Origin of the sequence: Rhodococcus sp. BUPNP1, assembly GCF_002215235.1 — a bacterium.
Classification (GTDB): domain Bacteria; phylum Actinomycetota; class Actinomycetes; order Mycobacteriales; family Mycobacteriaceae; genus Rhodococcus.
Genome location: NZ_NERM01000001.1, coordinates 420,072 through 446,704 on the forward strand (window position 1 = coordinate 420,072; position 26,633 = coordinate 446,704).

Annotated in this window: 20 protein-coding genes; 16 read left to right on the plus strand and 4 right to left on the minus strand. The window is 61.2% G+C overall.

From position 1 onward, the window contains the following. Positions 1-7: 7 nt before the first annotated feature. Genes B9C99_RS01790 through B9C99_RS01805 form a run of 4 tightly spaced genes read left to right on the plus strand, consistent with a single transcriptional unit; the run spans position 8 to position 6,927 of the window. Complete coding sequence (locus tag B9C99_RS01790) at positions 8-2,020, plus strand: hypothetical protein (protein WP_088896774.1); 2,013 nt, start codon at positions 8-10, stop codon at positions 2,018-2,020. Between the two features lies 1 nt (position 2,021). Further along, positions 2,022-4,751 (plus strand): hypothetical protein, encoded by a 2,730-nt coding sequence (locus B9C99_RS01795; RefSeq protein WP_088896775.1) that lies wholly within the window; start codon positions 2,022-2,024, stop codon positions 4,749-4,751. Continuing rightward, positions 4,751-5,764: a hypothetical protein gene (locus B9C99_RS01800; protein ID WP_088896776.1), complete on the plus strand. Its 1,014-nt coding sequence runs from the start codon at positions 4,751-4,753 to the stop codon at positions 5,762-5,764. Before B9C99_RS01795 ends, B9C99_RS01800 begins: the two co-directional genes overlap by 1 nt. Further along, on the plus strand, positions 5,764-6,927 hold the full coding sequence (locus B9C99_RS01805; RefSeq protein WP_088896777.1) for a hypothetical protein: 1,164 nt from the start codon (positions 5,764-5,766) through the stop codon (positions 6,925-6,927). The genes B9C99_RS01800 and B9C99_RS01805 overlap by 1 nt, the downstream gene beginning before the upstream one ends. A 291-nt stretch (positions 6,928-7,218) precedes the next feature. Here the strand turns inward: B9C99_RS01805 and B9C99_RS26065 are convergent, their stop codons facing one another. Beyond that, on the minus strand, positions 7,219-7,389 hold the full coding sequence (locus B9C99_RS26065; protein WP_253249945.1) for a hypothetical protein: 171 nt from the start codon (positions 7,387-7,389) through the stop codon (positions 7,219-7,221). On the opposite strand from B9C99_RS26065, the gene B9C99_RS26070 reads away from it, so the two are divergent. The 4 genes from B9C99_RS26070 (at position 7,388) to B9C99_RS01825 (ending at position 10,735) form a co-directional block, all read left to right on the plus strand. After that, complete coding sequence (locus B9C99_RS26070; protein ID WP_253249946.1) at positions 7,388-7,591, plus strand: calcium-binding protein; 204 nt, start codon at positions 7,388-7,390, stop codon at positions 7,589-7,591. The genes B9C99_RS26065 and B9C99_RS26070 overlap by 2 nt on opposite strands. Positions 7,592-7,668: 77 nt before the next feature. After that, a complete protein-coding gene (locus B9C99_RS01815; protein WP_160329004.1) occupies positions 7,669-7,899 on the plus strand; it encodes a DUF4177 domain-containing protein in 231 nt (76 codons plus the stop codon). A 134-nt stretch (positions 7,900-8,033) separates the two neighbouring features. Beyond that, positions 8,034-9,722, plus strand: coding sequence for a DUF262 domain-containing protein (locus B9C99_RS01820; RefSeq protein WP_088896813.1), 1,689 nt, complete (start codon positions 8,034-8,036; stop codon positions 9,720-9,722). A gap of 86 nt (positions 9,723-9,808) precedes the next feature. Then, complete coding sequence (locus tag B9C99_RS01825; protein WP_253249947.1) at positions 9,809-10,735, plus strand: HNH endonuclease; 927 nt, start codon at positions 9,809-9,811, stop codon at positions 10,733-10,735. 486 nt (positions 10,736-11,221) lie between these two features. Here the strand turns inward: B9C99_RS01825 and B9C99_RS01830 are convergent, their stop codons facing one another. Beyond that, a complete protein-coding gene (locus B9C99_RS01830; protein WP_088896780.1) occupies positions 11,222-11,542 on the minus strand; it encodes a hypothetical protein in 321 nt (106 codons plus the stop codon). A 329-nt stretch (positions 11,543-11,871) separates the two neighbouring features. On the opposite strand from B9C99_RS01830, the gene B9C99_RS01835 reads away from it, so the two are divergent. The 8 genes from B9C99_RS01835 (at position 11,872) to B9C99_RS25530 (ending at position 25,897) form a co-directional block, all read left to right on the plus strand. Then, on the plus strand, positions 11,872-12,072 hold the full coding sequence (locus B9C99_RS01835; protein ID WP_088896814.1) for a helix-turn-helix domain-containing protein: 201 nt from the start codon (positions 11,872-11,874) through the stop codon (positions 12,070-12,072). Positions 12,073-12,150: 78 nt separating this feature from the next. Then, positions 12,151-12,756, plus strand: a complete 606-nt coding sequence (locus B9C99_RS01840; RefSeq protein ID WP_088896815.1) for a DUF1819 family protein — start codon at positions 12,151-12,153, stop codon at positions 12,754-12,756. Further along, positions 12,753-13,355, plus strand: a complete 603-nt coding sequence (locus B9C99_RS01845) for a DUF1788 domain-containing protein (RefSeq protein ID WP_088896781.1) — start codon at positions 12,753-12,755, stop codon at positions 13,353-13,355. Before B9C99_RS01840 ends, B9C99_RS01845 begins: the two co-directional genes overlap by 4 nt. A gap of 4 nt (positions 13,356-13,359) precedes the next feature. Beyond that, the gene (gene brxC, locus B9C99_RS01850; protein ID WP_088896782.1) at positions 13,360-16,824 is read left to right on the plus strand and encodes a BREX system P-loop protein BrxC; all 3,465 of its coding nucleotides are present in this window, start codon (positions 13,360-13,362) and stop codon (positions 16,822-16,824) included. Beyond that, positions 16,824-20,255: a BREX-1 system adenine-specific DNA-methyltransferase PglX gene (gene pglX / locus B9C99_RS01855; protein ID WP_088896783.1), complete on the plus strand. Its 3,432-nt coding sequence runs from the start codon at positions 16,824-16,826 to the stop codon at positions 20,253-20,255. The genes brxC and pglX overlap by 1 nt, the downstream gene beginning before the upstream one ends. After that, positions 20,252-22,750 carry a BREX-1 system phosphatase PglZ type A gene (gene pglZ / locus B9C99_RS01860; protein WP_088896784.1) on the plus strand — a complete coding sequence of 833 codons (2,499 nt, stop codon included), beginning with the start codon at positions 20,252-20,254 and terminating at the stop codon, positions 22,748-22,750. Before pglX ends, pglZ begins: the two co-directional genes overlap by 4 nt. Positions 22,751-22,760: 10 nt before the next feature. Then, positions 22,761-24,914, plus strand: a complete 2,154-nt coding sequence (brxL, locus tag B9C99_RS01865) for a BREX system Lon protease-like protein BrxL (RefSeq protein WP_088896785.1) — start codon at positions 22,761-22,763, stop codon at positions 24,912-24,914. Between the two features lie 248 nt (positions 24,915-25,162). Next, positions 25,163-25,897, plus strand: coding sequence for a hypothetical protein (locus B9C99_RS25530; protein WP_143543532.1), 735 nt, complete (start codon positions 25,163-25,165; stop codon positions 25,895-25,897). Here the strand turns inward: B9C99_RS25530 and B9C99_RS26325 are convergent. After that, positions 25,782-26,036, minus strand: a complete 255-nt coding sequence (locus B9C99_RS26325) for an integrase core domain-containing protein (RefSeq protein WP_367301593.1) — start codon at positions 26,034-26,036, stop codon at positions 25,782-25,784. The genes B9C99_RS25530 and B9C99_RS26325 overlap by 116 nt on opposite strands. Next, positions 25,957-26,633 (minus strand): IS3 family transposase (locus B9C99_RS01880; protein ID WP_143543533.1); only part of this gene is annotated, 677 nt, incomplete at its 5' end. The genes B9C99_RS26325 and B9C99_RS01880, both read right to left, overlap by 80 nt.

Below are 26,633 nucleotides of genomic sequence, written 5' to 3' on the forward strand. Positions count from 1 at the left end.
GATTTCCGTGTCGGAAGGTGTCATCGAAGCGCTGCAGCAGTGGCGGCAGACCGAGATCGACAAGGGTCGACTGCGGCCAGGACTGATCAAGGACACCCATCTGCAGCAGATCGTCCGAACCAATCGGCGCACTGTCGCCGAGATCGAGTCGATGCTCCCTCGCCACGCGAAGCCTCTCGTCGAGGGTCTCGTCGAAGCGCTCACATCGGCCAGCGTGCAGAGCCCCGACACCGCTCCGTCCGAGACGACGTCCGCGACACGGCAGCCCGAACCGGAACCGGTGGTCGAACCGGTCGAACCTCTACCTGGCAGCGAATTCCTGGTCGACCTCGGAACCGAGGACTTCTGCGAGTATCTGCACGGCGAGTCGGAGTACGAGGTCGGTCCGCTCACCATCACCGCTGAACCGCGAGGTGGGCACCGCATCGAATGGACACCGCTGCCCGGGCGGTCCGGAACTACGGTGCTGTATCGAGTCGTATCGGGGGAGACCCATCGGGCCTACAAGCCCGAGGCAGGTCGACTCGTCGGCGTCACCCGAGGCTCGATGATCGTCGATACCGAACCTGCTGCAGCGGCGGTACGTCATCTGCAGGTGTGGGCGCACATCGGCAGCAACGAGCGCGATGCCGCAGAGCGTCAGCCGGTGCTCATCGCCGAAGGACACGTCCTCAGTGCCGTCCAGGATTTCGTCGTCATCGAGGACGACGGTGCGGTGATCGGCCAGTGGTCGGTGTGGCCGGGCGTTTCCCGCGTCCGGGTTCTCCGCATCCCGCTCGACGGCCGCTCGCCCGTCACGAACGACCCGCGCTACCGGATCCTTGCTGATCAGCCGAACTTCGGTGGGTTCGTCGACCGTGATGCACTGCGTGGTCACCGCTACCTCTACCGCGCGATCTGCGAGATCGAGGTGGACGGTCAGACGCGTCTGTCGCCGGCGGCGCAGGCCGAGGTACTCGTCTCCGCCGTACTCGAACCGGTGACGGATCTGCAGGTCACCACTCACGAACACGAGGACGGTCTCCACTTCGACCTCGGGTGGACCCCGCCCGACATCGGCAGCGTCGTCATGTACCGCACGGAGACCGCGCCGAAGGCGGGCATCGACCGGGAACTCCTGGAAGCGAGTGCCCTGGACGTCTCCGGTGGGCTTCCCGCGTCCGCGCGGCTCGTGCACCCGGTCGTCATCGATTCGCAGGGCCGCCACAGCATGGCCAACGTGTCGTGGCCGCGGGGGTGGGTGCGTGCCTACTTCACTCCGGTGACCGTTCTCGACGGGCAGGTGCAGGTGGGTCGTACCGTCATCGCGACCCGGCCGCTCCCGGCGCTCGAGGGTGTTCGCATCGTCGAGCGGTGTGCCGAGCAGGTGGTGACGTTTCCGTGGCCGGACGGCGCCGCGTCGGTGTCGGTATACGTGAGCGCGGCACAGGTGCCTGCCGAACACGCCATCGAGCAGCGACCGGTCGCGGAGATCTCCCGTTCGCAATACGAGCGGGACGGTGGGCTGCATCTGCGGGACCAGCTTCCCGAGCAGGGGTGCGCCGTGCATGTCGTCGCCATCGCTTACACGGCGGGCGAACGCATCGTCGGTAAGCCGTCCACCGTCGACTATCCGGGACTGTTGCGAATCCAGTACACGGTCGAATCCCGGCCTGCTCCGGGTGGAGGACTGGCCCTGGCCATCCGGTTGGCGTCGGAGATCGAATTGTCCACCGCACCACCCTTCCTCATCGTGCACAATCTCAGGCGGCTGCCGCTGAGTGCGCGGGACGGTCAACCGCTCGAGGTCCGCGGAGGCAGTGGTACGCAACCGGGAGCGCGGAGCTTCCATCCGAACGGCCTGCGTCGCGAGTGGTCTCAGCCGTGGTTGGTCGACGTGAGCGACCCGAAGGGATTCGTGCGCGTGTTCGCGGATGTGCGACCCGAGAAGGCGCGCACCATCGCGTTGCTCGACCCGCCGGTGGAGCAGATCAACCTCGATCTGATCGACCGGCGTCCGATCGACGATCCGCTGGAGTGACGTGAGCGCCCACGACACCGAACGCCCGAGGTTCGGCCAGCTCACCTATACCTCCTTCGACCGTCCGGGTACCGCGACCGCGGGAGGTTGGCAGGTCAAGGACACTACCGGCGACCTCGACGCGGACGAGAAGGAACGGTTGCGAGCGGGGATCGTGACCCGATTCGACGCGATACCTCCGATCCCTCGTTTCCCGAATGCGGAGGAGCTTCGTAATCGCCCACGACGGTTGATGTACGCGCCCGGGGCAGGTCGTACCGGTATGTACTGGCACACGGTTCCGGCCGGTGCGGATGCGTCGGGACGACCCGGAAATGTCTTCGCGCACTGTCTCATCGATCGTGTCGGTGGCGAAGCGGCCGATGGTCGTCCGATCGAGCGGTGGGGTTCGTCGGGTTGGCTCGTGCCCTACGGTGCGGACGAGGTCGCTGCAGCAACTCTCGGTGCCACCGAGCCGGAACCGAGCGATCTCGTCTCCCACGACGCCGTGCTGGAGTTCCTGCTCGATCCGGACACATGGCGCGTCGGTGTCTTCAGCGTTCTTCTGGATGCAGTGGCACGAGCGCTCGAAGGCGGGCCGCCGGTGGTTCTCGGTTGTCGGGATCCGCACAGAGCAGCATTGTGGATCGCCTCGGTCTCGCACTTCATGTCGCCCGGCACGAGCCGGCGGTTCGGGTGGTCGACGTTCGATCGACTCCATGCGGTGGACGACGCGGTCGCGTGCGGCGCACACCTGATCGCCGTGCCGCTCGACGATCTGCCCGGAGATACGCCCGGATGCGTCGTCTTCGGAGAAGACGAGTCGCCCGATCTCGGTGAACTCGACGGCGAACCGCACTGTGTCGACAACGGTGATCTTGTGCCGGTGACTCCGTGGTCGCTGCTCGCCCAGACGATCTTGGTGGAGGAAGAACCGGCGCGACGTGCGCTTGCCCGTCAGGACGCGATCGCAGCGGAAGTAGGCGACGACGGTCTCTCAGCGATGTGGCCGTTGGCGATAGCTGTGGTGTCGGACGACGAACTTCACGACGCTCTCGACGAAGCGACAACGATTCTGTTGGAATACAGTCCGGAGACGGTCGCAGGTACGGAATGGGCGGCACTGATCGCCGACATTGCGGAACACAACCTCGGCGACAGCACCGAGGACGCGGCTCGAGGACTCGATCGCTGGTCACGCGACGACACCCTGGCGCCGGCGGTGCGCACTCTCGCCGCCGTGGTCTTTGCGCATCGCGCATTCGCCGAGGTCGGATGGATCGCGAGTGCCGACCCGACGCGCCGCGAGTTCTTCGATCACTGCGATCGCGCACCGGAACTCGTCACCGCGGCAGAGCGCGCAATCGACCGGCTTCGACACCAGGTGGGCGCGGGAAGCAACCGCATCGACGTCACTGTGGAAGCTCTACGCACGATCGACGTGGTGGTGCGAGCAGGACTCCTCACCGCACGCAGTGAGGATCGCGTTTTCGAAATTCTCGAACTCGCGGTCGTGCCCGTCCTGTGCGATCCGAAGGCAGGACCTGCGGTGGTCGCCGAGATCGGAGAGGTGGGGGAGAGCACCTGTGTCGACTTCGTGCAGCCAGCGGTAGTCACGCATCCCGACTTCCTCGCCCGACCACTGGGGCGCCGCTTGGAGCGTTCGGTCTTCGCATGGGTCGCAAGCAGCATGAGGGAGCGGCCGACGTTCGACGAACTGGTGACGGACCGCTCCGTCGTTACGTCGCCGGTGAGTGTCCTTGTTGCCGAAGGTGTTTTCGGGCTCACCGCCGACGGTGGACGTGTTCGCAGCGATCTTGCGACGGTTGCGTCGTGGCGTGCCTTCTTCGAACTCGAAGACGGTGCTGTGAGTGTCGACAACCTGGATGAGGTGGTCGCAGCCCAGAAGTGGAGTGCCGTTCAATGGTGTCAGGCGATCGAGACGTTCCCACAGGTGGTCGCGCCGCGCTATCTGCAGGACGCTGTCGTGTGCAACGCATGGGCGTCGGATGTCGAAGCCGTCGCCGCTCACCTGATCCGAGTACGTCGCGGTGAGCTGAGGGGACGCTGGCATGGGCATCGGTACCTCGATGACCTCGCCGAGAGCTGGGCCGCGATCCGTTGGCAGGAGAGTTGGTCGACCGTCGGAGGGACCGAATTCGATCGTGCCTGGCAGCAGGACGGACTACCGGTACTCACCGATTACGCCCGACACTACGCAGCCGACCTTCCGAGCGACGTGCTCGCGCGGCTTGTCGTGTTTCTCCTGGGAGCACTTGCACGACCGCATCGAGATCCGTGGGCGGAACTCGACCTGCCGGCGACACACCAGGACGCACTCGTCGACGCAGTTGCAACCGAAGCGAGATATGCAGTCGAGTCGATCGTCGAACTCGTCGAATCCGGTGTCATCGGAATCGAGTGGCTGCTCGCGCATGCGGTGTTCAGTTCGCCCAGAGCACCGAGAGAGGGCGGACTGTCGGCGCAGACCGAGTTGCTGACTCGGCTCGTGATCGAGTCCGACGGTGGCCGGCAGGGACTGCTCGACGAGGTGGTGACGCGTCTGCTGCCCGCGTCGTGGTTCCGTGGGCCCGGGGCTGTGATGACGACGATCCACGCAGAACTGCGAGCTCGCGGTCGCCGCGATGCTAGCCGGGTGTGCGAAGCCTACGAAGCCTTCGTCGTGTGGTGGTTCGACCAGCGGCTGGCGGACGCCGAACGTGTGATTTCCGGACCGAGAGGATCGATCTGATGCCGGGTTACGTACTCGACGGTGCAGGGCGGGTGGAGTTGCCTCGGCAACCGCTCGCCGTCACCGTCACAGCGCTCGACGTTCCGGTGGTCGTTCGTGCGACGACCGCCGACGGCCAGGACCTACCATCGGCGCTGCATCCGAAGCCCGGGTTCGTGGTCTTGCCGCGGATCGACAGGGATGTCGTCGTGGTTGCCACCCCTGGAAACGAATCGGGATTCCCGCAGGGCACGGTGCTTCAGGCGATCGTCGCAGTGGACACGACGAATGTCGTCGACCCGGATCGGGCCGAGCTCACACCGCTGGACGTGTCGGGACTGCACCATGTCGAACTTGCCACCATCACCCCGGTCGATGATCGGCTCGTCGTCCGCGCGCGCAAGACCGCAGTCGACGTCCCGCTGAACGAACTCGGTGCGCGAGCGCGCTCGGCGGCCCGAGGAGTGCTCGGTGTGGACCGTTTACCGGAGTCCGGACAGGTCCGGGTCGAGGTCGACATCGACACCACGATGTCGATGCTTCCCCTCATCGAGAACGGCACCGTACGCGACGTCGTAGATCTTCTGACCGGCATCGCTGCTGTCGTCGGACGCCGGGAGGAACTGCACGTCAACCTGATCGGACACAGAGTGACGCCCCTGCCGATCGAGGTACTACGTCGCGCCGCCGACACCGTGCAGGGTGCTCTGGACGCTGCCGGACTGGGTATCGGTTTCCGGTCTTCCACCGTCGACCGGTCACACCCCGCCGAACCCACTCTTGTCTTCACGATGACCGACGCCGTGCCGGCGGATCACACCGCGGTGCCGGTCGAGGGCGTGCGCCGGCGTCCCATCATCCTGCAGGCCGGAGACTCACGGAACGAGCTCGAAGCGGGCGGCACGGTCGTATCGACCGCAACCGATACGCACGCGAGTCGCGGATGGCTGGACGATCCGCAGGATCTGTTCCGAACCGTGAAGTCGCTCGTGGCGGGACTGGCCGTTGGCACGCACACGGAAGGTGCCCTCTGATGACGAAATGCCCACGGTGCTTCACCGACCTGCCGGCCGACCGGACTGCTTGGTTGCCCACTGCTCCCACCGAGGTCGAGCCGGACCAGATCGCCACTGCTCATCAAGGGACACCTGTCCGGTCGGGGAAGGTTGTCTACCTCGACCGCCCGGCTGGAGCAGGGGCGGACTGGTGGCCCGAGGCCGAGACGGTTGAGGAGAAGGCCGGAGGGCCGGCTGTAGAGGCATGCCCGACCTGCCATTACCGACTCCCTGTCGGACTTCGGGGTGCCCAGACCACCTGTATCGCCATGGCCGGAGCGCGTGCCACCGGAAAGACCGTCTACATTGCGGTTCTTGTCAAGGCGCTCCAGCTGCTCGGGGAGCGACTGAACTGCGTCGTGGAGCCGGCGACGTCCGAGACGGAGATGGTGTATCGAGAGCTGTACGAGAAGCCGCTTTATGAAGAACGCGGCATCCTCGAACCGACTCCCGCCGCGCACACGAGCAACCAGTATCAGCGCGAGCCGCTGATCTTCTCGCTCGGAGTATGGAACGGACGTCGTCAGTACCTGATCCTGCGGGACGTGGCGGGGGAGGACTTGGAGAACCCGAACAACGTCCACGTCCAGCACATGCGCTTCTTCGCGCAAGCCGACGGGGTGGTGTTCATGTTCGATCCGCTCCGGGTCGAATCCGTACGTCAGCAGCTGCACGACCTGGTGCCGGTGCAGGAGAGGGTCGGCGGCGACCCGCGTTCGGTGCTGCGCACAGTCCTCTCGATCATCGGGAACTCCACACCGAATCTTGCCGTGGTGCTGTCCAAATTCGATGCGCTCCAAGCGCTTCACAATGTGGAGGGCAGCGACTGGAGTGAAATCATGGGGCAACCGGGTGCAGCGTTCTCCCGCGACCCGAGTCTGCAGTACGCGCCGTACAACGAGATGGACGGGCGACTCCTTCACGAGGAGGTCCGGAGTCTGCTGGACAAGCTCGAAGCGAAGTCGATGGTGATGTCGGTGGATCAGCCGCATACCGGAGTGACGCTGAACAGCAGATTCTTCGCTGTGTCGGCTCTCGGCGAGTCGCCGGTGGGGGATCGGCTGCACCACAACGGCATTTCGCCGTTCCGGTGCTTGGACCCGGTGAGGTGGATCCTTGCTCAGCGTGGGGTGTGGGTATGAGACAGCGCGTGCGATAGCCGGCTGGCTTCAGAACGCATGCGCGGTCGACAAGGCTGTTTCGATCCCGAATCCCGTGTAACGACAGAGTTACTCGCGGCGATTCTCCATTGGCCGGCTCGAAGTGCCGGTATCCAGAAGGAGATAGAACATGTCGTGGAGCGTCGGTACTTCTGTTCGTGGTGCAGGAGCCATCTTGACGGTTGTGGGGTTGGCGGCAGGTCTGTCGGCCTGCGGCTCGGATTCCGAGTCCACGACAGAATCGGCCTCGACGTCCGTGACATCGTCTGTGTCTCAACCATCTACGACGACCCAGTCACGTGCATCGGTGGAAACCACGACGAAAGCACCCGCGAGTTCTTCCACCACCGAGCTGCCTCCTGCTCCTGTGGCTGCCCCGAGAACCACCACGTCGTCGGCTGCGCCTGTCCCGACGACGGTGCCCATGCCGAACGTGGTGTGCATGAATCTTCAGGACGCGCAGAATCTTATTCAGGAGCTCGGCGTCTTCTATTCGCGTAGTACCGATGCGACCGGTAAGGGACGGAACCAGGTACTCGATGCGAACTGGGTCGTGGTCGGACAGGCTCCGGGCGTAGGGGTTCCGATCGGCGAAGGTGACGCGGTGCTCTCGGTGGTGAAGCTGACCGAGCCGAATCCCTGCTGATTCGACATCGAATATATAAGCCGGGGTCGCGCTGACAGTGACGACCCCGGCTCGGATACTAGGGCAACGGAGTGAACGTGCATCCTTTGGTCAAGTGGGAATATCTCACCGAGTCGATCAGTGTCACCGAGCGGTGGAACCCGAAGAAGCAAGCAGAGTCGCTGCGGAACTTCAGCGACCGCTTGAACGGTCTCGGAGCGCAGGGGTGGGAAATGATCAGTTACCAGAACATCCCTTTGATGGGCAATCTGACGGGGAATGTGAAGGGTCAGCTCTACCTTGCGATCTTCAAACGGCAATTGGCCTGACGGGCGCCGGGTACCTCGTCGCGGATCTTGCAAAGCTCGCCATCGCTGTTGTGTGTTGAGCCTGATCCGCTGATCTATGTAGCCTTGGGGGGCTGCATCATTGAGTCCGTAGCGCATGCTGCATGATGGACGCCATGCAACAGCTCGAGGCGCGTGAAGTGCCGCTGAACAAGGTCTTTTGTGGCGACTACGACTTCCATATTCCGGAGTATCAGCGGCCTTATGCATGGCAGGTCGAGCAGGCCGGTCAGCTGCTGGAAGATCTCGTGGAAGCCATGGACCGGGGTGACGACGAGCCGTACTTCCTCGGATCGATCGTTCTCGTCAAGTCTCCCAACGCGACACGCGCGGAAGTCATCGACGGCCAGCAGCGTCTGACCACCTTGACGATCCTGCTTGCGGTGCTTCGTGACTCCACAGAGAATCCGGAGCTCGCGAAGCAGATCGACGCGATGCTCCAGGAGCCGGGAAACCTGATGCTCGAGCTCGAAGCCAAGCCGCGCTTGGCGCTGCGGGCACGAGACCGCAAGTTCTTTGCCGAGCATGTCCAGTCATCAGGTGGGATCCAGCTTCTCCGAGACGTCAGGCCGGACAACCTGAGGACAGATGCACAGCGTTCGATCCATGGAAACAGTCTCGCGCTGTTCGGAACCGTATCGGAATGGGCGGAGGAACGTAGGCTCCAGCTCACCAAGATGCTTGCGGCCCGAACCTTCCTTGTCGTGGTGACTACCCCGGACCTCGCAAGCGCACACCGAATCTTCAGCGTCATGAACTCTCGCGGGCTGGACCTCTCGGCCGCGGACATCTTCAAGGCGCGGGTAGTGGGCGATGTGGCAGAGAGTCTGCGAGACGAGTATGCCGACAGGTGGGATGACGCCGAGGAAGCTCTGGGCACGGATGACTTCGCTGATCTGTTCCTGCACATCAGGACGATTGTCGTCAGAGAACGGCCAAAGAAGGAGTTGCTGAAGGAATTCGAGGAATCGGTTCTTTCCGCGTACATCCCCGGTAGGGGAGCGGACTTCGTCGACACTGTCGTGGTTCCGTACGCCGAGGCGTATGGAGTCCTGCGGGACCAGAACTACACCTCTTCGTCGGGTGCGGAGGAAGTAAACCGGTGGCTGAAGCGTCTGGATCAACTGGACAACAGTGATTGGCGTGCACCCGCTCTGTGGGCGTTGAGGAATAAGGGCGATGACCCGGAGTTCCTGAACAGCTTTTTCTGCTCACTGGAGCGACTCGCGGCAAGTATGCTCCTGCGCCGGGTGTACGCAACTCCCCGCGCTTCCCGCTACATTCAATTGCTCAAGGACCTCACCGCGGGCCATGGTCTCGATGCTCCTGCTTTCAGGTTGACCGACGAAGAGATCAAAGAAACCGGTGACCGGTTGCAGGGGGAGATCTACAAGGTCGCCCCGGTGCGGAAGTATGTGCTCTTGCGCCTCGACGAGCTGTTGTCGAATGCTTCCGGTGTCTCGTACGATCACCCCCGAATCTCTGTCGAGCATGTGCTTCCGCAGAATCCGAAGGCGGGATCGGATTGGATGAAGTGGTTCACGCCTGCGCAGCGGGAGTTCTGGACGCACCGCCTGAGCAACTTGGTGCTGCTGAATCGAACGAAGAATGCTTCGGCGGGGAACTACGATTTCGACCGTAAGAAGACTCAGTACTTCACGGCCAGGTACGGCGTTACGTCATTCGCGATCACCACGCAGGTCTTGCAGCAGAAGAAGTGGACTGCCGACATCCTCGAGGAGCGCCAGCAGGAACTGGTGGGGATGCTGACCAAGGAATGGAAGCTTGAAGGCGGGTTGTGGTAGTCCTTCCGGTTCTTGGCAGGTGTTCTGAACTGAATAATTCGTTTTGTCGGGTCAGGCGTTTTTAGACGGAACAATCGGGAGGTTCTGTGAGTGACGGTTCGTGGAGCGGCGACGATTTCGATGCTCGTCTCCGCCGCGAGGCGATGGCATGGTTGACGATCAGGACGAATGACGGTCGCGATCCGATCAGTCGCCAGGACCTCCTCGACTTCACGATCGACGGAAAGATGTTCCGGCTCATGGACCCGACGCGCGGGATCCGGAAGCCCAAAGAGCTTTCGTCGGCCCTGTCGATCAGCACGACGTACCGCGCGCCCGGTGCGAAGCGCCCATACGAGGATCGGGTCGGTTCAGACGGGCTTCTGCGTTACAAGTGGTCGACGACCGACCCGAACAACATGGACAACCGTGGTTTGCGCGCGGCCATGAACGAGGGCGTGCCGCTGATCTGGTTCTACGGCGTCGGTCCGAGTTTGTTCCAGCCTATCTATCCAGTGTTCATCGTTGGGGAAGAACCTGACGAACATCAGTTCGTCATTGCCACGGAAGTCGCTCGCGATCTCCATCGCCCTGATTCGCAAGCGGAGGAGCAGCTTCGGCGTTATGTCGTGGCTGAGACGAAACGTCGACTCCATCAGCCGGTCTTTCGTGCAACTGTGATGCGCGCATACGAAACGCGGTGCGCGGTCTGCGCTCTCGGTCATAGTGAGCTGCTGGATGCTGCGCATATCGTGCCTGACTTACACGAGGCCGGCATCGCGTCGGTGACGAATGGTCTTGCGCTGTGTAAGATCCATCACGCAGCGTACGACGTGAATATCCTCGGCATTACGCCGGATTTGGTCGTGGAGATCCGCAAGGACCTTCTCGACGAGATCGACGGCCCGATGCTCGAACACGGCCTCAAGGAACGGCACGGACAGAAGCTCATGGTCGTTCCGCCGGCTCGCAATGAGCGTCCCGACCGAGAACTCTTGGCAATCAGTTACGGGCGTTTCCGCAGCGCTGGGTGAAGACGAGCGAGCCGCGAAGGGTGTGCGAAGGTCGACGCTAGCACGCCCCAATCTCAATGCCCGTTTGTGGTGGAACAGATTGATCGAGATTCGTGACGCCGAAGACTCTGTCGCTCGGTTCAGCGTGTGCTCGTCGCGAAGCTTGAAGGGCGGAATTCTGTTTGCGAACAAACCGGCCTCGCGAACTGCCAACTCATGGTCGACCGTCGGTTCCCACACGATCGGCACGAGCCAATCGTGATAGTCCTCGGCGGAGTCCGAGTTGTCGATCTCGCCGTAGGGTTGTGAACATTTCGTAGCCGAGTCTCAAGTCGTGAAAGAACAGCTTCGTCGGGATCGAGTTGAGGATGACAGGATCGCCTACCTATGCTGCAGTCCGTCAGACCAAAATGCCTGGGCCACGGGTAGGAAACGTCCGCTCGTTTGTCAATCCGAGGTGATAGCTCCGCCAGCTCTTTGGGCGGAGACGATTGATGTGCAGGGAAATCAGTCACCGGTTTCGACTGGGGCGAATCCATAGTAGTTGAGGCCGTTCCAGTCGGTGTCGACGACCATGACCATTCCGCCGTCGATGTCGAGAAGTGCGGCGAGCTCGTCTGGGTCGAGATCCTCCGGAGTCCCGGCATCGTCGGATAGGTGGTCCGTGACCCTGGTACTGATGTGGTCCCAAATGCCGGCATCGCCGTAGTAGACGAATAGTAGGGTCGGGTCACTGGTGTTCGATCCGTCGTCCGTCTCAGCGACCTGCCCGCTGAACGGGGAGTGGACGGTGCCGAGATAGTGGATGTCGATCTTCGGAAGAGGCATCAATCGTTCCTGTCCTGCTGTTGGCCTACATGGAAAGTTCGTCCCCAATGGGCAAAGTCTTCGTCGTGTTCTTCCGATGCGCTGTATAGGGTACTCGCCAGCACGATCGGCAATCCCACCAGCACTGAGCGGCGGCCCGTAAGAGCGGTCCACGCCAGCTTGTGCCCCAGCATGAGGCCGATTCACCGTATCAGTCCGGGTCTATCCGACGATTTCAGGTCGCCCCTGGCACGCGTGTGCCGAGAAATCCTTGCAAACCAGTACCATCCTCGGTTTGGATAGGTCATACCGGACTAATCCGGTCCACTAACGCGGGAGGCGTGCCGATGATGTCTGAACCCTGGTTATCTGCCGACGACATCGCAGCCCATCTGGGTGTCACCAAGGACACGATTTACGCATGGATCTCGGAGAAGTCCATGCCCGCCCATAAGGTGGGCCGTTTGTGGAAGTTCCAAGCCAGCGAGGTTGATGACTGGGTCCGTCGTGGGGACGCCGCATCAGACGATGAGATACCGCCAAGCGGATAGAAGCGGTGCGACGAGTTCTGTCGGTCGGCATTGATAGCCTGAACGACTTTGTTCATCACAATGAGGGAGGTGCATATTATGGCTAGCTCGGCGTCAGCTCGGTACGCGTTGTCCTTCACCAGCGGTGCACTCCTCCTGCGTGAAGCGCTCATCGCAGCACCGATCTATCTGCAAGAGCGGGACTGGGCGAAGGTGCGGACGCGGATCGCGGAGGATAACCTCCTCCAGACCCGCACGCGTTCGTCGGGAGCTCGTCTCGGTCGTGAGGTGGCACAGCGGTTGGCGGCGCTGAGTGTGGACGAGATCGAGTTGTTCCTCGACGCCACGCCTACCGAGCGGGGGCAACTGATGTGGGTTGCCGCCTGCCGCCGCTATGCCCTCATCGGTGAGTTCGCCGAGGAAGTACTGCGGGAACGGTTTCTGGTTCTCGCTCACACGCTCGACTACGACGACTTCGACAGTTTCATCCGCAGCAAGGCGCTGTGGCATGAGGAAGTTGTCGATCTGAAGGAATCCACGTTGATCAAGCTCCGCGCCACCGTCTTTCGCATGCTCGCTGAAGCGGGACTGCTGTCCGATGGCCGCATCGTGCCGGCGGTGTTGTCGGCACGCGTGGCCGAGCGTCTCGACGCTCGCGTCCCTAGCGATGTCCGATTCTTTCCGACGGATGGTGGTCTCGCATGAGTGTGGTTGCTGATCTGCACGAGCAGGAGGAGCACCTGTTCAACGTGCTCAGCAGTAGGCGTTTTCTTCAGATGGAGGGCTTGGGCAACGAAGTGCCGTTCTTCATCTATCCCTACCCCGCCGAGGCGGCCCTGCAGGTCGACAGCGCGAAGAAGCGGGTGAAGAACAAGCTTGCGCACAAGGGCATCACCGTCTTCGAGGTCAACCTGTACGACCTGGCGGTCGAGATGCTCCAGGCGCGGGGCGTGTGGGAGCGGCTGCTGCGGGCGGAGCCTGAGACCGATAAGGCCGATTTCCGCGAGATGCTTCAGGGGATGCTCGACCCGCAGCTGCACCTCGCACCGGCGATCCGCGACAAGGTCGAGAGCAACGATTTCGACATTTTCTTCCTCTCGGGCATCGGTGAGGTCTTCCCCTACATCCGGTCTCACAACGTGCTCAACAACCTTCAGAGCGTGGTGATCGGCAAGCCCATGCTCATGTTCTTCCCCGGCCGTTACGAGCAGTCCGAGACCCTCGGTTCGGCGCTGGTGCTGTTCGGGCGGTTGAAGGACGACCAGTACTACCGAGCCAAGAACATCCTGGAACAGGAAGCGTGACCCGATGCTGCTGAACGAGATCTTCGCCAAGGACGTCCAGCGTCCGATCGAGGGCGTCATCAAGGCCGACGATGTCGCACATCTCGGGACCGAAGTCGACGAGTACGTCCTCACCAACGAGGCCGCCAAGGGTGTGGAACTGCTGCTCGAGGCCTACACCAACTACACCAATGCCAACGGCGTTTGGATCTCCGGGTTCTTCGGGTCGGGTAAGTCCCACCTGCTCAAGATGCTCGCCCACCTGCTCGGGGATGTGGAGGGACAGCACTTCGACCGGGCACAGGTCACGGCGAGCTTCCGGGCGAAGTCCAGTGGAGCGTTCCTGCCGGCGCTGTTGGACAAGGCGGCCCGGATCCCGGCCAAGAGTCTGCTGTTCAACATCGATCAGAAGGCCACGCTGATCACCAAGGACCAGACCGATGCTCTGCTGAAGGTGTTCGCCAAGGTCTTCGACGAAAGCCTCGGCTATTACGGCAATCAAGGCCACGTCGCGCAGTTCGAGCGCGATCTGGACAAGCGCGGTCAGTACGACGCCTTCAAGGCGGCCTTCGAGAAGATCGCCGGCATTCCGTGGAGTCAGGGACGCGAACAGAGCGCGCTGGAAGGGGCCAGCATCGACCGCGCGTTCGCGGAGGTCAACGGCGAAGCATCGACCGGCATCATCAAGCAGTACCAGTCCTCGTACGGGCTGTCCATCGAAGACTTCGCTGATCAGGTCAGCACGTGGCTCGACACGCAGCCGGCCGGCTACCGGCTCAACTTCTTCGTCGACGAGGTCGGCCAGTTCATCGGCTCCAACACGCACCTGATGCTCAATCTCCAGACGATCGCCGAGAGCCTGAACACCAAGTGCGCAGGACGCGCATGGGTGTTCGTCACCTCGCAAGAAGACATGGACAAAGTTGTCGGCGACCGCACCCGGAGCCAGGGCAACGACTTTTCCAAGATCCAGGCCCGCTTCAAGACACGCGTCAAGCTCACCAGCGCAGACGTCGAGGAGGTCATCCGTAAGCGTCTGCTCGAGAAAAACGACCGCGGTGTGGCGGCGCTCGAAGCTCTCTACGCCGAACAGTCGGGCAACTTCAAGACACTGTTCGACTTCGTCGACGGAGCCAAGAACTACCGCAACTACACCAGCGCAGAGCATTTCGTCGGCACGTACCCGTTCGTCAGTTACCAGTTCCCGTTGTTCCAGGCGGCCATCGAAGGTATCTCCGATCACAACGCATTCGAGGGTCGCAACAGTTCGGTCGGGGAACGCTCGATGCTCGGTGTCGTGCAGCAGGTCGCCAAGGACATCGGCAACGTCGAGGTCGGCACGCTGGCCACCTTCGATCACATGTTCGCCGGCATCCGAGCGTCGCTGAAGACCGCAGCCCAGAAACAGATCCTCACCGCCGAACGAAACCTCGACAACCAACTGGCCATCCGCCTGCTCAAAGCGCTGTTCCTGGTCAAGTACGTCGACAGTTTCCAGGCCACGCCGCGTAACCTCACCGTGCTGGTGTACGACCGTTTCGGACTCGACCTTCCCGCGCTCGCCGAAGATGTCAAGGAGGCGCTCGCCGAGCTTGAGCGGCAGACCTACATCCAGCGCAATGGGAACGTCTACGAGTACCTCACCAACGAAGAGCAGGTCATCGAGGAGGAAATCAAGAACGTCGACATCGACTCCTCCGAGGTCAGCTCGCAGCTGTTCAAGATCCTGTCGGGCGATGTGCTCAAGACGACCAAGATCCGCTACGCCAAGAACGGACAGGACTTCGCATTCGGGTTCAAGCTGGATGACCAGGTGCACGGGTCGCAGAAGGAACTCACGGTCCACTTCATCACCGCGGATTATCCCTACGAGATGGACCAGATCCGGATGCACAGTGCCGGCAAGGACGAGCTGCGCGTCATCCTGGCACCGGATGATCGCATCCTGACCGACCTGCGGCTGCTGCTCAAGACCGACAAGTACACCAAGAGGAAGCGAACCACCTCGCTTTCGGCCATCGAAGAGCAGATCCTGCAGGCGAAGGCGACCCTGAACCGGGAGCGGGAGAAAGAACTCGTCCAACGCATCAAAAGCGCCGTCGGTAAGGCAACGCTCGTGCACAACGCCGCGGACGTGCCGGTGTCGTCCTCCGATGCGCTCGGTCGTGTGACCGAAGGGTTCCAATCACTTATCAGCCGCACCTACACCCAGCTTCAGCTGCTCGGTGGCATGACCTACAGCGAACAGCAGGTTGCCGGTGCTGCCAACCCCGACAACGGGCTGTTCGACGAGGAACTGTCCTCTCAGCTGGTGCAGCCGAGTGAGGAGATCTTGTCCGCGGTCATCCGCAAGGAGGCCCTTGGCGAGCAGGTCACGATGAAGACCATCGTCGAGACTTTCCAAACCAAACCCTACGGCTGGGATCTGGCCTCCATCGAGGTTCTCGTCGCGTCGTTGGTCGGCCGTTCCAAGATCACCCTGACGGTCGACGGGAACGTGCTCAAACGCTCGGAAGTCGCCGCCGTGTTGCGCAATACACAAAAGCACCCCCACACGGTGGTGGCGCCCCAGAAATCGTTCGATGAGCGTAAGGTCGCCGGCTTCCGGCGGTTCTGCATCGACTTCTTCGACGAAGGCACGACCCCGAAGGATCCGCTCGAGCTCGCTCGCCACGGAGCCGACATGCTCAACAGTAAGCTCGACGAGCTCAAAGCCATGGTCAGCGGCTCACGGTACCCCTTCGTCGAGCAGCTCAGCGCACCGATCAGTCTGCTTGAGCAGGCGGTCGGAAGATCCGACGACTGGTATCTGAGCGGGTTCAATATCGGTGACGAGTTGCTCGAGGCCAAAGACAACCTCATCGACCCCATCCAGGGCTTTCTCAACGGTGCGCAGCGGTCGATCTACGACGATGCAGTCGAACTGCTCTCGACCCACCGCACCAACCTGGACTACCTGCCCGCCGGCAGTGACGACCTCGTCACGACTGCGCTGGCTGATCCGAATGCTTTCCGCGGCAACAAGATGGCCCAGCTCAAGCAGGCGGCAGACGAGCTGCGCAGCCAGATCGACAGTGTCGCCACTTCCCACCGCACCGAGGTGTCGGTCGCCATCGAGGCGCGCCGGACCGAGCTTGTCGGCAGCGCGTATTACCAGAACGCAACGCCGGATGCACAGCAGCAGGCAACCCAGCGCATCGAGCACACGCTCGACCGGGTGGCGAGTGAGAACCAGATCGCGCTCATCCTCCAGATCGGCTCGACATTCGAATCGAGCGACTACCCCGCTCTCCTTGATCTACTCGCTGCATCGCAGCAGAGCGGTGGAGATGACGAGCCGCTGCCCAAGCAGACGGTCTCGGTCAAGAGCATTTCGGTTCCGGGCGTATCCGGCGTCCTCGAATCCGAAGACGACGTCGATACCTATCTCGCTGCTCTGCGCACCGCACTTGTGCACACCCTGAACGACGGAAAGCGAATCAGCCTGTAATGGACACCGCATCGTTGAAGAACTTCGCAACGTGGGCGCGCACCTCCCTCATCCGCGAGGTGACCGCACGCATGGCTGGTGTACTCGCTCCAGGCGCACCAGAGCGAGTCGAGCAGCCGAAAGCCATTGCAGCGTTGGAAAAAGCAGTCTCCGCAGCGGGTGGAGGAGACACGGGACGGGCCGCTGTCGCCGACAAGGTCGCCTACACCTGGTTCAACCGGATCATCGCGCTGCGCTTCATGGACGCCAACGGCTACACCGGCATCGGCATCGTCTCCCCACAGGCCGGGGTCGACGTCGGCCAACCCGAGATCCTGGCAGAGGCCAAGCGCGGCGTCATCGACAGCGACGTCGTCGGACAGGCTACCCACGCGACAGTGACCGCTCTGCTCGATGGCACCCGCACCAGCAGTGACCCGCAGGGTGAAGCCTATGCGCTTCTGTTGACGGCCTACTGCCGCTATTGGAACACGACCATGCCGTTCATGTTCGAGCGTGCAGGTGACTTCACCGAACTGCTTATCCCGGCGAACCTTCTCGCCGACGATTCGGTGCTCAACCGCTCCGTTAAGGTACTCACCGAAGACGTTTGCAAGGACGTCGAGGTCATTGGCTGGCTCTACCAGTTCTACATCTCGGAACGGAAGAGCGAGGTCTTCGCCGGGTTCAAAAAGAACAAGAAGGCCGGCGCCGCCGAGATCCCCGCAGCCACCCAGCTCTTCACCCCACACTGGATCGTCCGTTACCTCGTCGAAAACTCCCTCGGCCGCCTCTGGCTGCTCAACCGACCGTCCTCCAGGCTGGTCGACCGGATGGAGTACTACATCGCCCCGGTCGACGAAGAGACCGACTTCCTCAAGATCGCCGGGCCCGAAGAACTCAAGGTCATCGACCCGGCCTGCGGCTCGGGGCACATGCTGACCTATGCGTTCGACCTCCTTTACGCGATCTACGAGGAGGAGGGTTACGCACCAGCAGAGATCCCCGGACTGATCCTCAAGAACAACCTCTACGGGACTGAGATTGATCCGCGAGCAGGTGCGCTCGCTGCGTTCGCGTTGACGATGAAGGCCCGAGCCAAGCAACGCACGTTCTTCACCAAGAAAATCGAGCCCTCTATCTGTGTGATCGAACCGATTTCCTTCAGTCCATACGAACTCAACTTCCTTGTTACTGAGGACGGTGACCGCTATACGGAGGAAGCATTCTGGAACCAGTTTGCCAAGGCTGACACGCTGGGATCGTTAATTCAGCCCGATGCTTCGCTTGTCGCTTCGCTTACGTGCCATCTTAGCGCGCTCGGCGATGACGGAGACCTACTCAGGGCCGATGCACTTATGCGGGCTAGGCGCGTGATTGCGCAGGCAGAATATTTGCTTCCTCGGTACGCGGTCGCAGTAGCGAACCCACCCTACATGGGGCGGGGAAATATGGGCCCGTGCCTCACGGAGTTCGTTGACTCGAACTACTCGAATTCCTCGGGTGGACTTGACGCATGCTTTATCGAGCGTGTTGGCTCAATGGTCATGTTTCGTGGCCTGAGCGCGCTCGTAACGATGCAGAGTTGGATGTACCTGTCCTCGTTCGAATTATTTAGACGCCATCTCTTGCGAACGAGGAGTATCGCGACTTTATGCCATCTTGGGACGGGAGTATTTGACTCTTTTGGCGGCGAGGTCGTTGCCGTTGTAGCTACTGTATTCCGGCACGTGTCCACCCCAGCGCGAGGGACCTATCTTCGGCTCCTTGGGGATGCGGATCGCGAATCGCTGTTTTTCGTCGTTGCCAGCGACCCGAGTCACGCGAAGCGATTCGATAGATCGTCAACTGATTTTCTCGCGCTCCGTGGGGCCCTCCTCGCATACTTTGCTGATAACACAATCTCAGACTTCTTAGCAGGGACGCCAATCCGAAACTACGTGGAAGCTGGCGTTGGATCGCAGACTGGAGCAAATGAACGGTTCGTTCGCTACTGGTTTGAGGTTTCCTACAACGAATTGAATCTATCCGGACGAGAGGGCGTTGATCGCAGCAGGTGGACGCCAACTACCAAGGGTGGAGAATTTCGTCGGTGGTACGACCCGACGATCAGCGTGATGGATTGGCGGGGTGACGGTGGGCTGATTAAGCGGGAAAGCCCAGGGGCAGTGATCCGAAATTCCGGACTGTACTTCCGGGAGAATCTGTCCTGGAGCAAGATTGGCACGAAGATTCCGTCCTTCCGCTACAGCAGTGACAGGGTTGTCCATAATGACGCGAGTTGCTTCGTCGTTGCACGAGATACGCCCCTTGATAGCATCTCGGCCTATCTGAATTCCCGAACCGTTGCGTCTCTGGTTAAGGAGCTGAATCCAACCCTGAATTTGCGGCCGGCAGCGCTCCTTGACTTCCCGTTCGTCGATGTAAGCCCAGAGATCGGCAAAGTCTGCAGAGAGTTGAGTAAGCGCGACTGGGACAGGGATGAACTTTCCCTGGATTACACGCGATCAGTTCTGCTGGCTTCGGGAAGACAAGATCGTCTGGCGGACGCTGTGTCTACGGTATTGGAGGAGGGTGCTGCCATGACAGCTGCGCTTTCCAGTGCCGAAAATGCGATTGAGCGAGAGGTTGCGGTCGCAGCCGGCCTCCCGGATCCCGAGCCGATCCCATGGCACGAGCACTCGCTACTCGCGAACCCTAGCTATCGCTATGGTTCGGGGCTTTCGGAATCCGAGTACAAGTCGTTGGCGACGGCCGACCTCATTCGAGACCTTATTTCATATGCAATAGGCTGCATGTTCGGTCGGTACAGTATTGATGAGGCAGGGTTAGTCCTCGCTTGCCAGAGGGCAACGCTGCCTGATTACTTCGCGAAGGTTCCGGCGCCGACGTTCACCCCGGACGCCGACGGCGTCCTGCCGATTGTCGACGGCAACTGGTTCGAGGACGACATCGTAGAACGATTCCGCGAGTTTCTGCGTGTAGCGTTTGGTGAACGGCACTTCGAGGAGAACCTTCGGTTTACTGCCGAATCGCTCGGCGTAAAGAACATGCGCGACTACTTCGTCACAAAATCTGGTAGGTCGAGATTCTATGATGATCACGTCAAACGGTACAAGAAGCGGCCGATCTACTGGCTGTTCTCCAGCCCCAAGGGTTCGTTCAATGCGCTCATCTACATGCACCGCTATACGCCGTCCACTGTGTCGACGGTGCTCACGTATCTACGTGAGTTCCAGGCGAAGCTGAAGGCAAGTCTTGAGCATGCCGAGCGTTCGAACAACGCGAAGGAAGCCGATCGGCTCCGCAAGGTTTTGCTGGAGCTCGACGAGTACGAGCACGATGTGCTTTATCCGTTGGCCTCCCGGAACATCGAGATCGATTTGGATGACGGGGTGGCTGTGAACTACCCGAAGTTCGGAACAGCGTTGAACAAGCTTGGTCCCCGATGAGTGAACTCGCCGCGGTCAAGCCGCATCTCGAGCGCCGGTTTCTCGACCGACGTGTCGTGTTCTGGCACGACCCGGAGGGGCAGTTCACCGAGGTCATCGACGGCCTCGACCTTCCAGGTGTGGTCACGGTTCGGGTGGCGAACGACGAGTACACGATCAAGAATCGTGTACTTCACCAGCAGCCTCAAGACAAATTTCTCATCTATCGATCCGGGCCGGCTCCGGTCGGTATCGAGAACTGGCTGTTGGATCTGGAGTTGGCCTACGGAGTTTTCACGGCGGACCGCAGTTCTCTGGTTTCCCAGGACCTCGGCCTTGCCGCGGACGGCATCGACGAGGTCGTGCACGAGCACGAGACGTTCTTCGACGACAGCACGCGTGTGCGGAACCTCAAGGTGTTGCTGAGTCCGACCGATGATGTGGCTCGGTTGCGTGCCAAGATGTGCGCCGTTGTGCTCGGCCAGAAGGAACACAGCCTTCTGGAGATCACCCGCACGTTGCTGTCGGAGAATGCGGCAGGCCAACACGCCAAGTACGCCGCTCTCGCCGAGTTCGGCCTCGACGCCTTCTACTGGGCTGGCGCGGCGTCCATCTACGGATACGAGTCCGAGTCCCCGAGCGTCGATGATCTGATTCTGTGGATCTTCCGCAAGGCCATCGACGGCTTCACCTCCGATCGGCCAGGTGGCCTCCACAACATTCAGCTCGACTTCGCGAGTCTCCGCAACGATCGACGCAGCCAGAGCGCGATGCTGACCTTGGCCAAGCGAGTAGCCGGTGATATCGACTACAAGGCGAGCATTCAGGATGTCAGCTTCAGAGAGCTGGTGTCGGTGGATCTGTTCGAAGAGATCGACCGCAAGATCATTGCGGATCTCGCGGCCGCGGTCACCGAACAGACGGTCAGCGCCCGTGAGGTCGCCGAGGTTGTCCGGGCACGACAAAACAGCGCGTGGATCGATGACTACCGTCCCCTGTATACGGCTCTCAAGGCGGCCGCTGAGCTTCTGTCCGAGCTGAGCACGATCGAGATCTCCTTCGGGTCGTTCGATGAGGCGTTGGAGCGCTACCGCACCGACTGGTACCGCATCGACCAGCTGTATCGACAGTTCACATATGCACGTCGCGCGTTCGAAGGAAGCCACCCCCTCGGCCCCCTCAGTGAGCTGGTCGAGAAGCGTTACACGAACACGTTCGTCTACGAGCTCGGTAATGCATGGCAGAAGCAGGTCGATGATGTCGGTCGATGGACGTCGGCGACGGTGCGGTCCCAACGCTTGTTCTACGACGACTACGTCGACAAGCTCATCGGCGAGGGCAAAAAGGCGGTCGTCATCGTCTCCGACGCCCTGCGGTACGAGGTTGCCGACGAGCTGGGTTCGAGGATCCGTCAGGAGGACCGTTTCGACGCCGACCTCGATGCGGTTCTCGGGGTGCTTCCCAGTTACACCCAGTTGGGAATGGCGGCGTTGCTGCCCCATCGCACGCTCGAGCATGCGGCCGACGGCAAGAGTGTCCTCGTCGACGGTCAACCGACCAACGGCACCAGTCAGCGCGCGAAGATCCTCGCCTCGGTCGGGGGCACCGCCATCCAGTCGGAGGACTTCAAGGCCCTCAGCCCGGAGGAACGTCGCAAGCTCTACAAGTCCCACCGGGTGCTGTACATCTACCACGACCTGATCGATGCCACTGGCGATAAGCCGGGTACCGAGCGACGCGTGTTCGAAGCAGCCGAGCAAGCCTTGAGCGAGATCGTGGACCTGGTCAAGAAGGCCGCAAACGCCAACGCAACCAACATCTTCGTCACCGCCGACCACGGATTCCTGTTCCAGAACAACGAGGTCCCCGAACAGTTCTTCCTCTCGGAGGCACCCCAAGGGGACACTATTCTGGTCAAGAACCGCCGATACGTCCTCGGCCACGGCCTCAAAGTCGACGTCGCCTTCACCACGTTCACCTCGGTGCAACTCGAACTCGACAGCGATATCGAGGTCCAGATCCCCAAGTCGATCCATCGCCTCCGTCTGGCCGGTGGGGGATCCCGCTTCGTTCACGGTGGAGCAACGCTTCAAGAAGTCGTCGTACCGGTACTCAAAATCAACAAAAAGCGCAAGAGTGATACGCGTGCGGTCAACGTGACGGTGCTCCCGGACACGGACAAGATCACCACGGGTCAGCTCGTCGTGAGGTTGTTCCAGTCCGAGCCGGTGAGCGAGAAGGTGAAGCCGAGGTCTCTGCGCGCCGGCCTGTATGTGGGAGAGACGCTGATCTCCACCGACCCGCAGCCGGAGCTGACCTTCGATTCGACCTCGGCTGACCAGCGCAACCGGTACCACAGTGTGCAGTTGCTGCTGAACAAGGACGCCGACGACTACAACAACCGTGTCGTGGAGTTCCGTCTCGAAGAGCAGATCCCCAACACGACGCAGTGGCGTACGTACGAAAAGGCGATGTACACGCTCAAGCGTTCCTTCACGACGGATTTCGATTTCTGAGGCGGCTGCGATGACAGGAAACACGGAACTGGAACCGATCGACGGCGTGCTCAGCCAGCAGGCGCCGGGCCAGGCTCGCCCCAAGACCGCTCTGGACGAGAAGATCAACCAGCACTTCCCCGGGGTGGTGGTCCGCAAGGACCTGGTCAAGGCGGTCAAGGGCAACGCCATCGTGCCGTCCTACGTCCTGGAGTACTTGCTGGGCCAGTACGCCGCTTCCGACGACGAGTCCACGATCAACGCCGGCATCAATACCGTCCGGCAGATCCTCGCCGATCACTACGTCCACCGAAACCAAGCCGAGCTGGTCAAGTCGACCATCAAGGAACGTGGTCGCTACAAGGTCATCGACAAGGTGTCGGTCACCCTCAACGAGAAAGACGACGTCTACGAGGCCGAGTTCGCGAACCTGGGTATCAAACAGGTCCTGATCGAATCGGCCATCATCAACGCGCACCCGAAACTGCTCGTCAGCGGCGTATGGTGCATCTGTGACATCGAGTACTTCCACAGTGAGAACGCACGCGTTGTGCCCTGGATTCTCGGCTCGATCAAGCCGATCCAGCTGTCGAACTTCGACTTCGATGGCTATCTGACGGCACGCCGCCAGTTCACGACCGATGAATGGATCGACCTGCTGATCCAGTCCATCGGCTTCAACCCCGAGATGTTCGGTCGCCGTGCGAAACTCATCCAGCTCGTCCGATTGATTCCGTTCGTCGAGCGCAACTACAACCTCGTCGAGCTCGGACCGAAGGGAACCGGCAAGTCCCACATCTTCTCCGAATTCTCACCGCACGGGATGCTGATCTCCGGTGGAGAAATCACTGTCCCCAAGTTGTTCGTCAACAACTCCAACGGCCGAATTGGGCTCGTCGGCTACTGGGACGTCGTCGCCTTCGACGAGTTCGCGGGCAAGAAGAAGCGCACCGACAAAGCTCTCGTCGACATCATGAAGAACTACATGGCGAACAAATCGTTCTCCCGGGGTGTCGAGACCCTCGGCGCCGAAGCCTCCATGGTGTTCGTGGGAAACACGTCCCACAACGTGCCCTACATGCTCAAACATTCCGATCTGTTCGACGAACTCCCCGAGAGCTACCACGACTCCGCTTACCTCGACCGGCTCCACTACTACATTCCGGGGTGGGAAGTCGACACCATCCGCGGCGAGATGTTCTCCGAAGGCTACGGCTTCGTGGTCGATTACATCGCCGAAGTGCTCAAATCCATGCGTAATGCGGACTATTCCGACCGCTACCAGCAGTACTTCACCCTCGGATCGGACATCTCCACGCGAGACCGGGACGGTATCCACAAGACGTTCTCCGGGTTGATGAAGATCCTCTACCCCCACCAAGAAGCCACGGAAGGGGAGATCGAGGAAATCCTCCGGTTCGCCATCGAAGGCCGCAAACGCGTCAAGGACCAGATCCTGCGGATCGACACCACGATGGCAGAGGTTAAGTTCGGCTTTCTCGACAAGGCAGGAGAATGGCACGGAGTCACTACACTCGAAGAAGACGAGTACCCGGCCTACTATCACCGCGGAAACGTCGCAGATAGGGAAGTTTCGGAGACGTCCAAAGATGCTGTGACTGAAGTCCCTTCACAGTCGACGGTTGAGTCGAAGAGTGAACTTGAGCCCCTCTTTGAAGGGCACCGTGAGTTCCAGGAGAACCAGCGTGGCGTTTCCTACCAAAACGTACTACTCCCTTATTTGCGTGGCGCCTCCGAGATCACGATCGTCGACCCGTATATCCGCCAGTTCCACCAAGCGCGTAACCTTATGGAACTGATCGAGGCGATTGCGACCATCAAAGATCCAGCAGACGAGGTCAAGATTCTGCTTGTGACTTCCGAGACTTCTGATGGTCAAGAGAAGCTCCAAAAGCAGTTCGAGTTCCTTCTCAAGGTGAAACAGGGCGCTGCGGCTGCTGGTATAACTCTCGACGTCAAGTTTGACCCAACGATTCACGACCGATCGATCGTCGCCAACTCAGGTTGGCGCATTAATTTAGGGCGAGGTCTCGACATTTTCCAGTACGTTGCCAACGATCCGTTCGACCTCGCAGTGAAACTTCAGCAATACCGTCAGGTTAAGTCCTTCAGCGTGACCTACATTCGCATAGGTGCCACCGGCGGAGCTGATCGAACATCATGACTAGCTGGTCGGGCTGCCGGCAAGCGAGTCCGAGTGCCTCGTCGCTCAGAGAAGGCGCTCACTGCTGCCATACTCAAACCTAATGGGAGCTACCGACCCCCACCTGGGTTAGGACATTACTGACAGGTAGAACATCTGCCAGGGCTTCCACCTGCGCATACACGGCGTCGCCGGAGCGGATCGGGACACTAAGCAGGTAGGTTCGGGCGGTGGCATTCGTGCGGAAAGTGCGTACCGCATCCGGGGCGGTGGCGGTGCAGGTCGTGCGCAAACACCGCGGCCGGCACGAGATCCTCGCCCACGTCGGGTCCGCGCACACCGACGTCGAGCTGGGCATTCTGCTCGAACGCGCCCGACAATTCCTGCACGGCGATCACGGCATGTTGGATCTCGATGTGCCGACGCCCGTCGAGCAGATCACCGATGTGGCCGACTGGCGGACCGGTCAACTGCCCGGCTCGACCACCAGCACGCGCGGCGAACTCGCCGGCGCGGGACGAACCGTGCGCACCAGCGCCCGGTTGCTCTACGACGTGCTCGCCTTCGTCTACGACCGGCTCGGCTTCGACATCATCGACGACGCGGTGTTCAAAGACCTGGTCATCGCGCGGCTCGTGGAACCGACCTCGAAGATCGATGCCCTGCGCGTTCTCGACGATCTCGGTACGGAATCGGTGTCGTACAAAACGATTCAACGCCACCTCGCGCGGATCATCGCCGGCGACTACCGCGACCGGATCGCTCGCCGCTGCTTCGAGTACGCGGCCGGCACCGGCGGGCTGGGACTGTTGCTGTTCGATGTGACCACTGGCAGGTCCCCGATAGTCGGTCCGGTCGTTTCTAGAGCCGGTTCCTCTGTGCAGTCGATCAGTCGATCTCGCACGCCACCGGCTGGTGCCGGTGGGTGCATCCGGCAGCGTACTCGGCGGGGGTCTTGTACCCCAATGCCGAATGACGGTGTCGGTGATTGTGGTCGTCCTTGAAGTCCTCGATCACCACCCGGGCCTCGAGCAGAGTGGGCCAGTAGTTGCGGTTCAGACACTCATCGCGCAACCGGTTGTTGAACGATTCGATGAACCCGTTGTTCCACGGCGTACCCGGCGGAATGTAGGACACCCCCACCGACCCAGCACAGAAGTCCCGCAGCGCTTCCGAGATGAACTGAAGGCCCATTGTCCATGCGCAACACCAGCGGCGGCCCACCCCACATCGCGAACGCCTTCTCCAAGCCTTCGATCAACCGCCCGGCGGTGATCGAGCGGTCCACGATGTTCAACAACGACATCCGGGTATGTTCATCGACCATCGACGCGATCTTCACCGTCTTGCCGTCGACGGTCGAATCGAACTGGAAGTCCAATGCCCACACCACATTCGGAGCATCCGCGTCGACGACCGGAACGGAGGACAGGCCGGCACGTTTGCGGCGTGGAGCACGCCGGACCTGCAATCCTTCTTCTTTCCACAGGCGGTGGATCTTCTTCTTGTTCACCTCGATGCCCTGGTCGTAGCGCAGCCATGCCCACGCCCGACGAAACCCGTGCCGCGGATGCTTGCGGGAATACCTGCGCAACTCTGCGCGCAGATCGGCGTCCGGGTCGCCTGGTGTCTGCGCCAACGGCAACCGCCGGTAAACCGATCGGGAGAGCCCAACGACCTTGCACGCGAACCGCTCCGACATCTGTAGGGTGTCGGTGAGCATGGTGATCGCGGCGCGTT

Coding starts and splice junctions, on each gene's coding strand:
- pglX (WP_088896783.1), top strand. CDS start 16,824: ATGGACACCGCATCGTTGAAGAACTTCGCAACGTGGGCGCGCACCTCC.
- B9C99_RS01840 (WP_088896815.1), top strand. CDS start 12,151: ATGGCTAGCTCGGCGTCAGCTCGGTACGCGTTGTCCTTCACCAGCGGT.
- B9C99_RS01800 (WP_088896776.1), top strand. CDS start 4,751: ATGCCGGGTTACGTACTCGACGGTGCAGGGCGGGTGGAGTTGCCTCGG.
- B9C99_RS26065 (WP_253249945.1), bottom strand. CDS start 7,389: ATGCACACCACGTTCGGCATGGGCACCGTCGTCGGGACAGGCGCAGCC.
- B9C99_RS01820 (WP_088896813.1), top strand. CDS start 8,034: ATGCAACAGCTCGAGGCGCGTGAAGTGCCGCTGAACAAGGTCTTTTGT.
- B9C99_RS26070 (WP_253249946.1), top strand. CDS start 7,388: ATGAATCTTCAGGACGCGCAGAATCTTATTCAGGAGCTCGGCGTCTTC.
- B9C99_RS01835 (WP_088896814.1), top strand. CDS start 11,872: ATGTCTGAACCCTGGTTATCTGCCGACGACATCGCAGCCCATCTGGGT.
- brxL (WP_088896785.1), top strand. CDS start 22,761: ATGACAGGAAACACGGAACTGGAACCGATCGACGGCGTGCTCAGCCAG.
- brxC (WP_088896782.1), top strand. CDS start 13,360: ATGCTGCTGAACGAGATCTTCGCCAAGGACGTCCAGCGTCCGATCGAG.
- B9C99_RS01845 (WP_088896781.1), top strand. CDS start 12,753: ATGAGTGTGGTTGCTGATCTGCACGAGCAGGAGGAGCACCTGTTCAAC.
- pglZ (WP_088896784.1), top strand. CDS start 20,252: ATGAGTGAACTCGCCGCGGTCAAGCCGCATCTCGAGCGCCGGTTTCTC.
- B9C99_RS01805 (WP_088896777.1), top strand. CDS start 5,764: ATGACGAAATGCCCACGGTGCTTCACCGACCTGCCGGCCGACCGGACT.
- B9C99_RS01830 (WP_088896780.1), bottom strand. CDS start 11,542: ATGCCTCTTCCGAAGATCGACATCCACTATCTCGGCACCGTCCACTCC.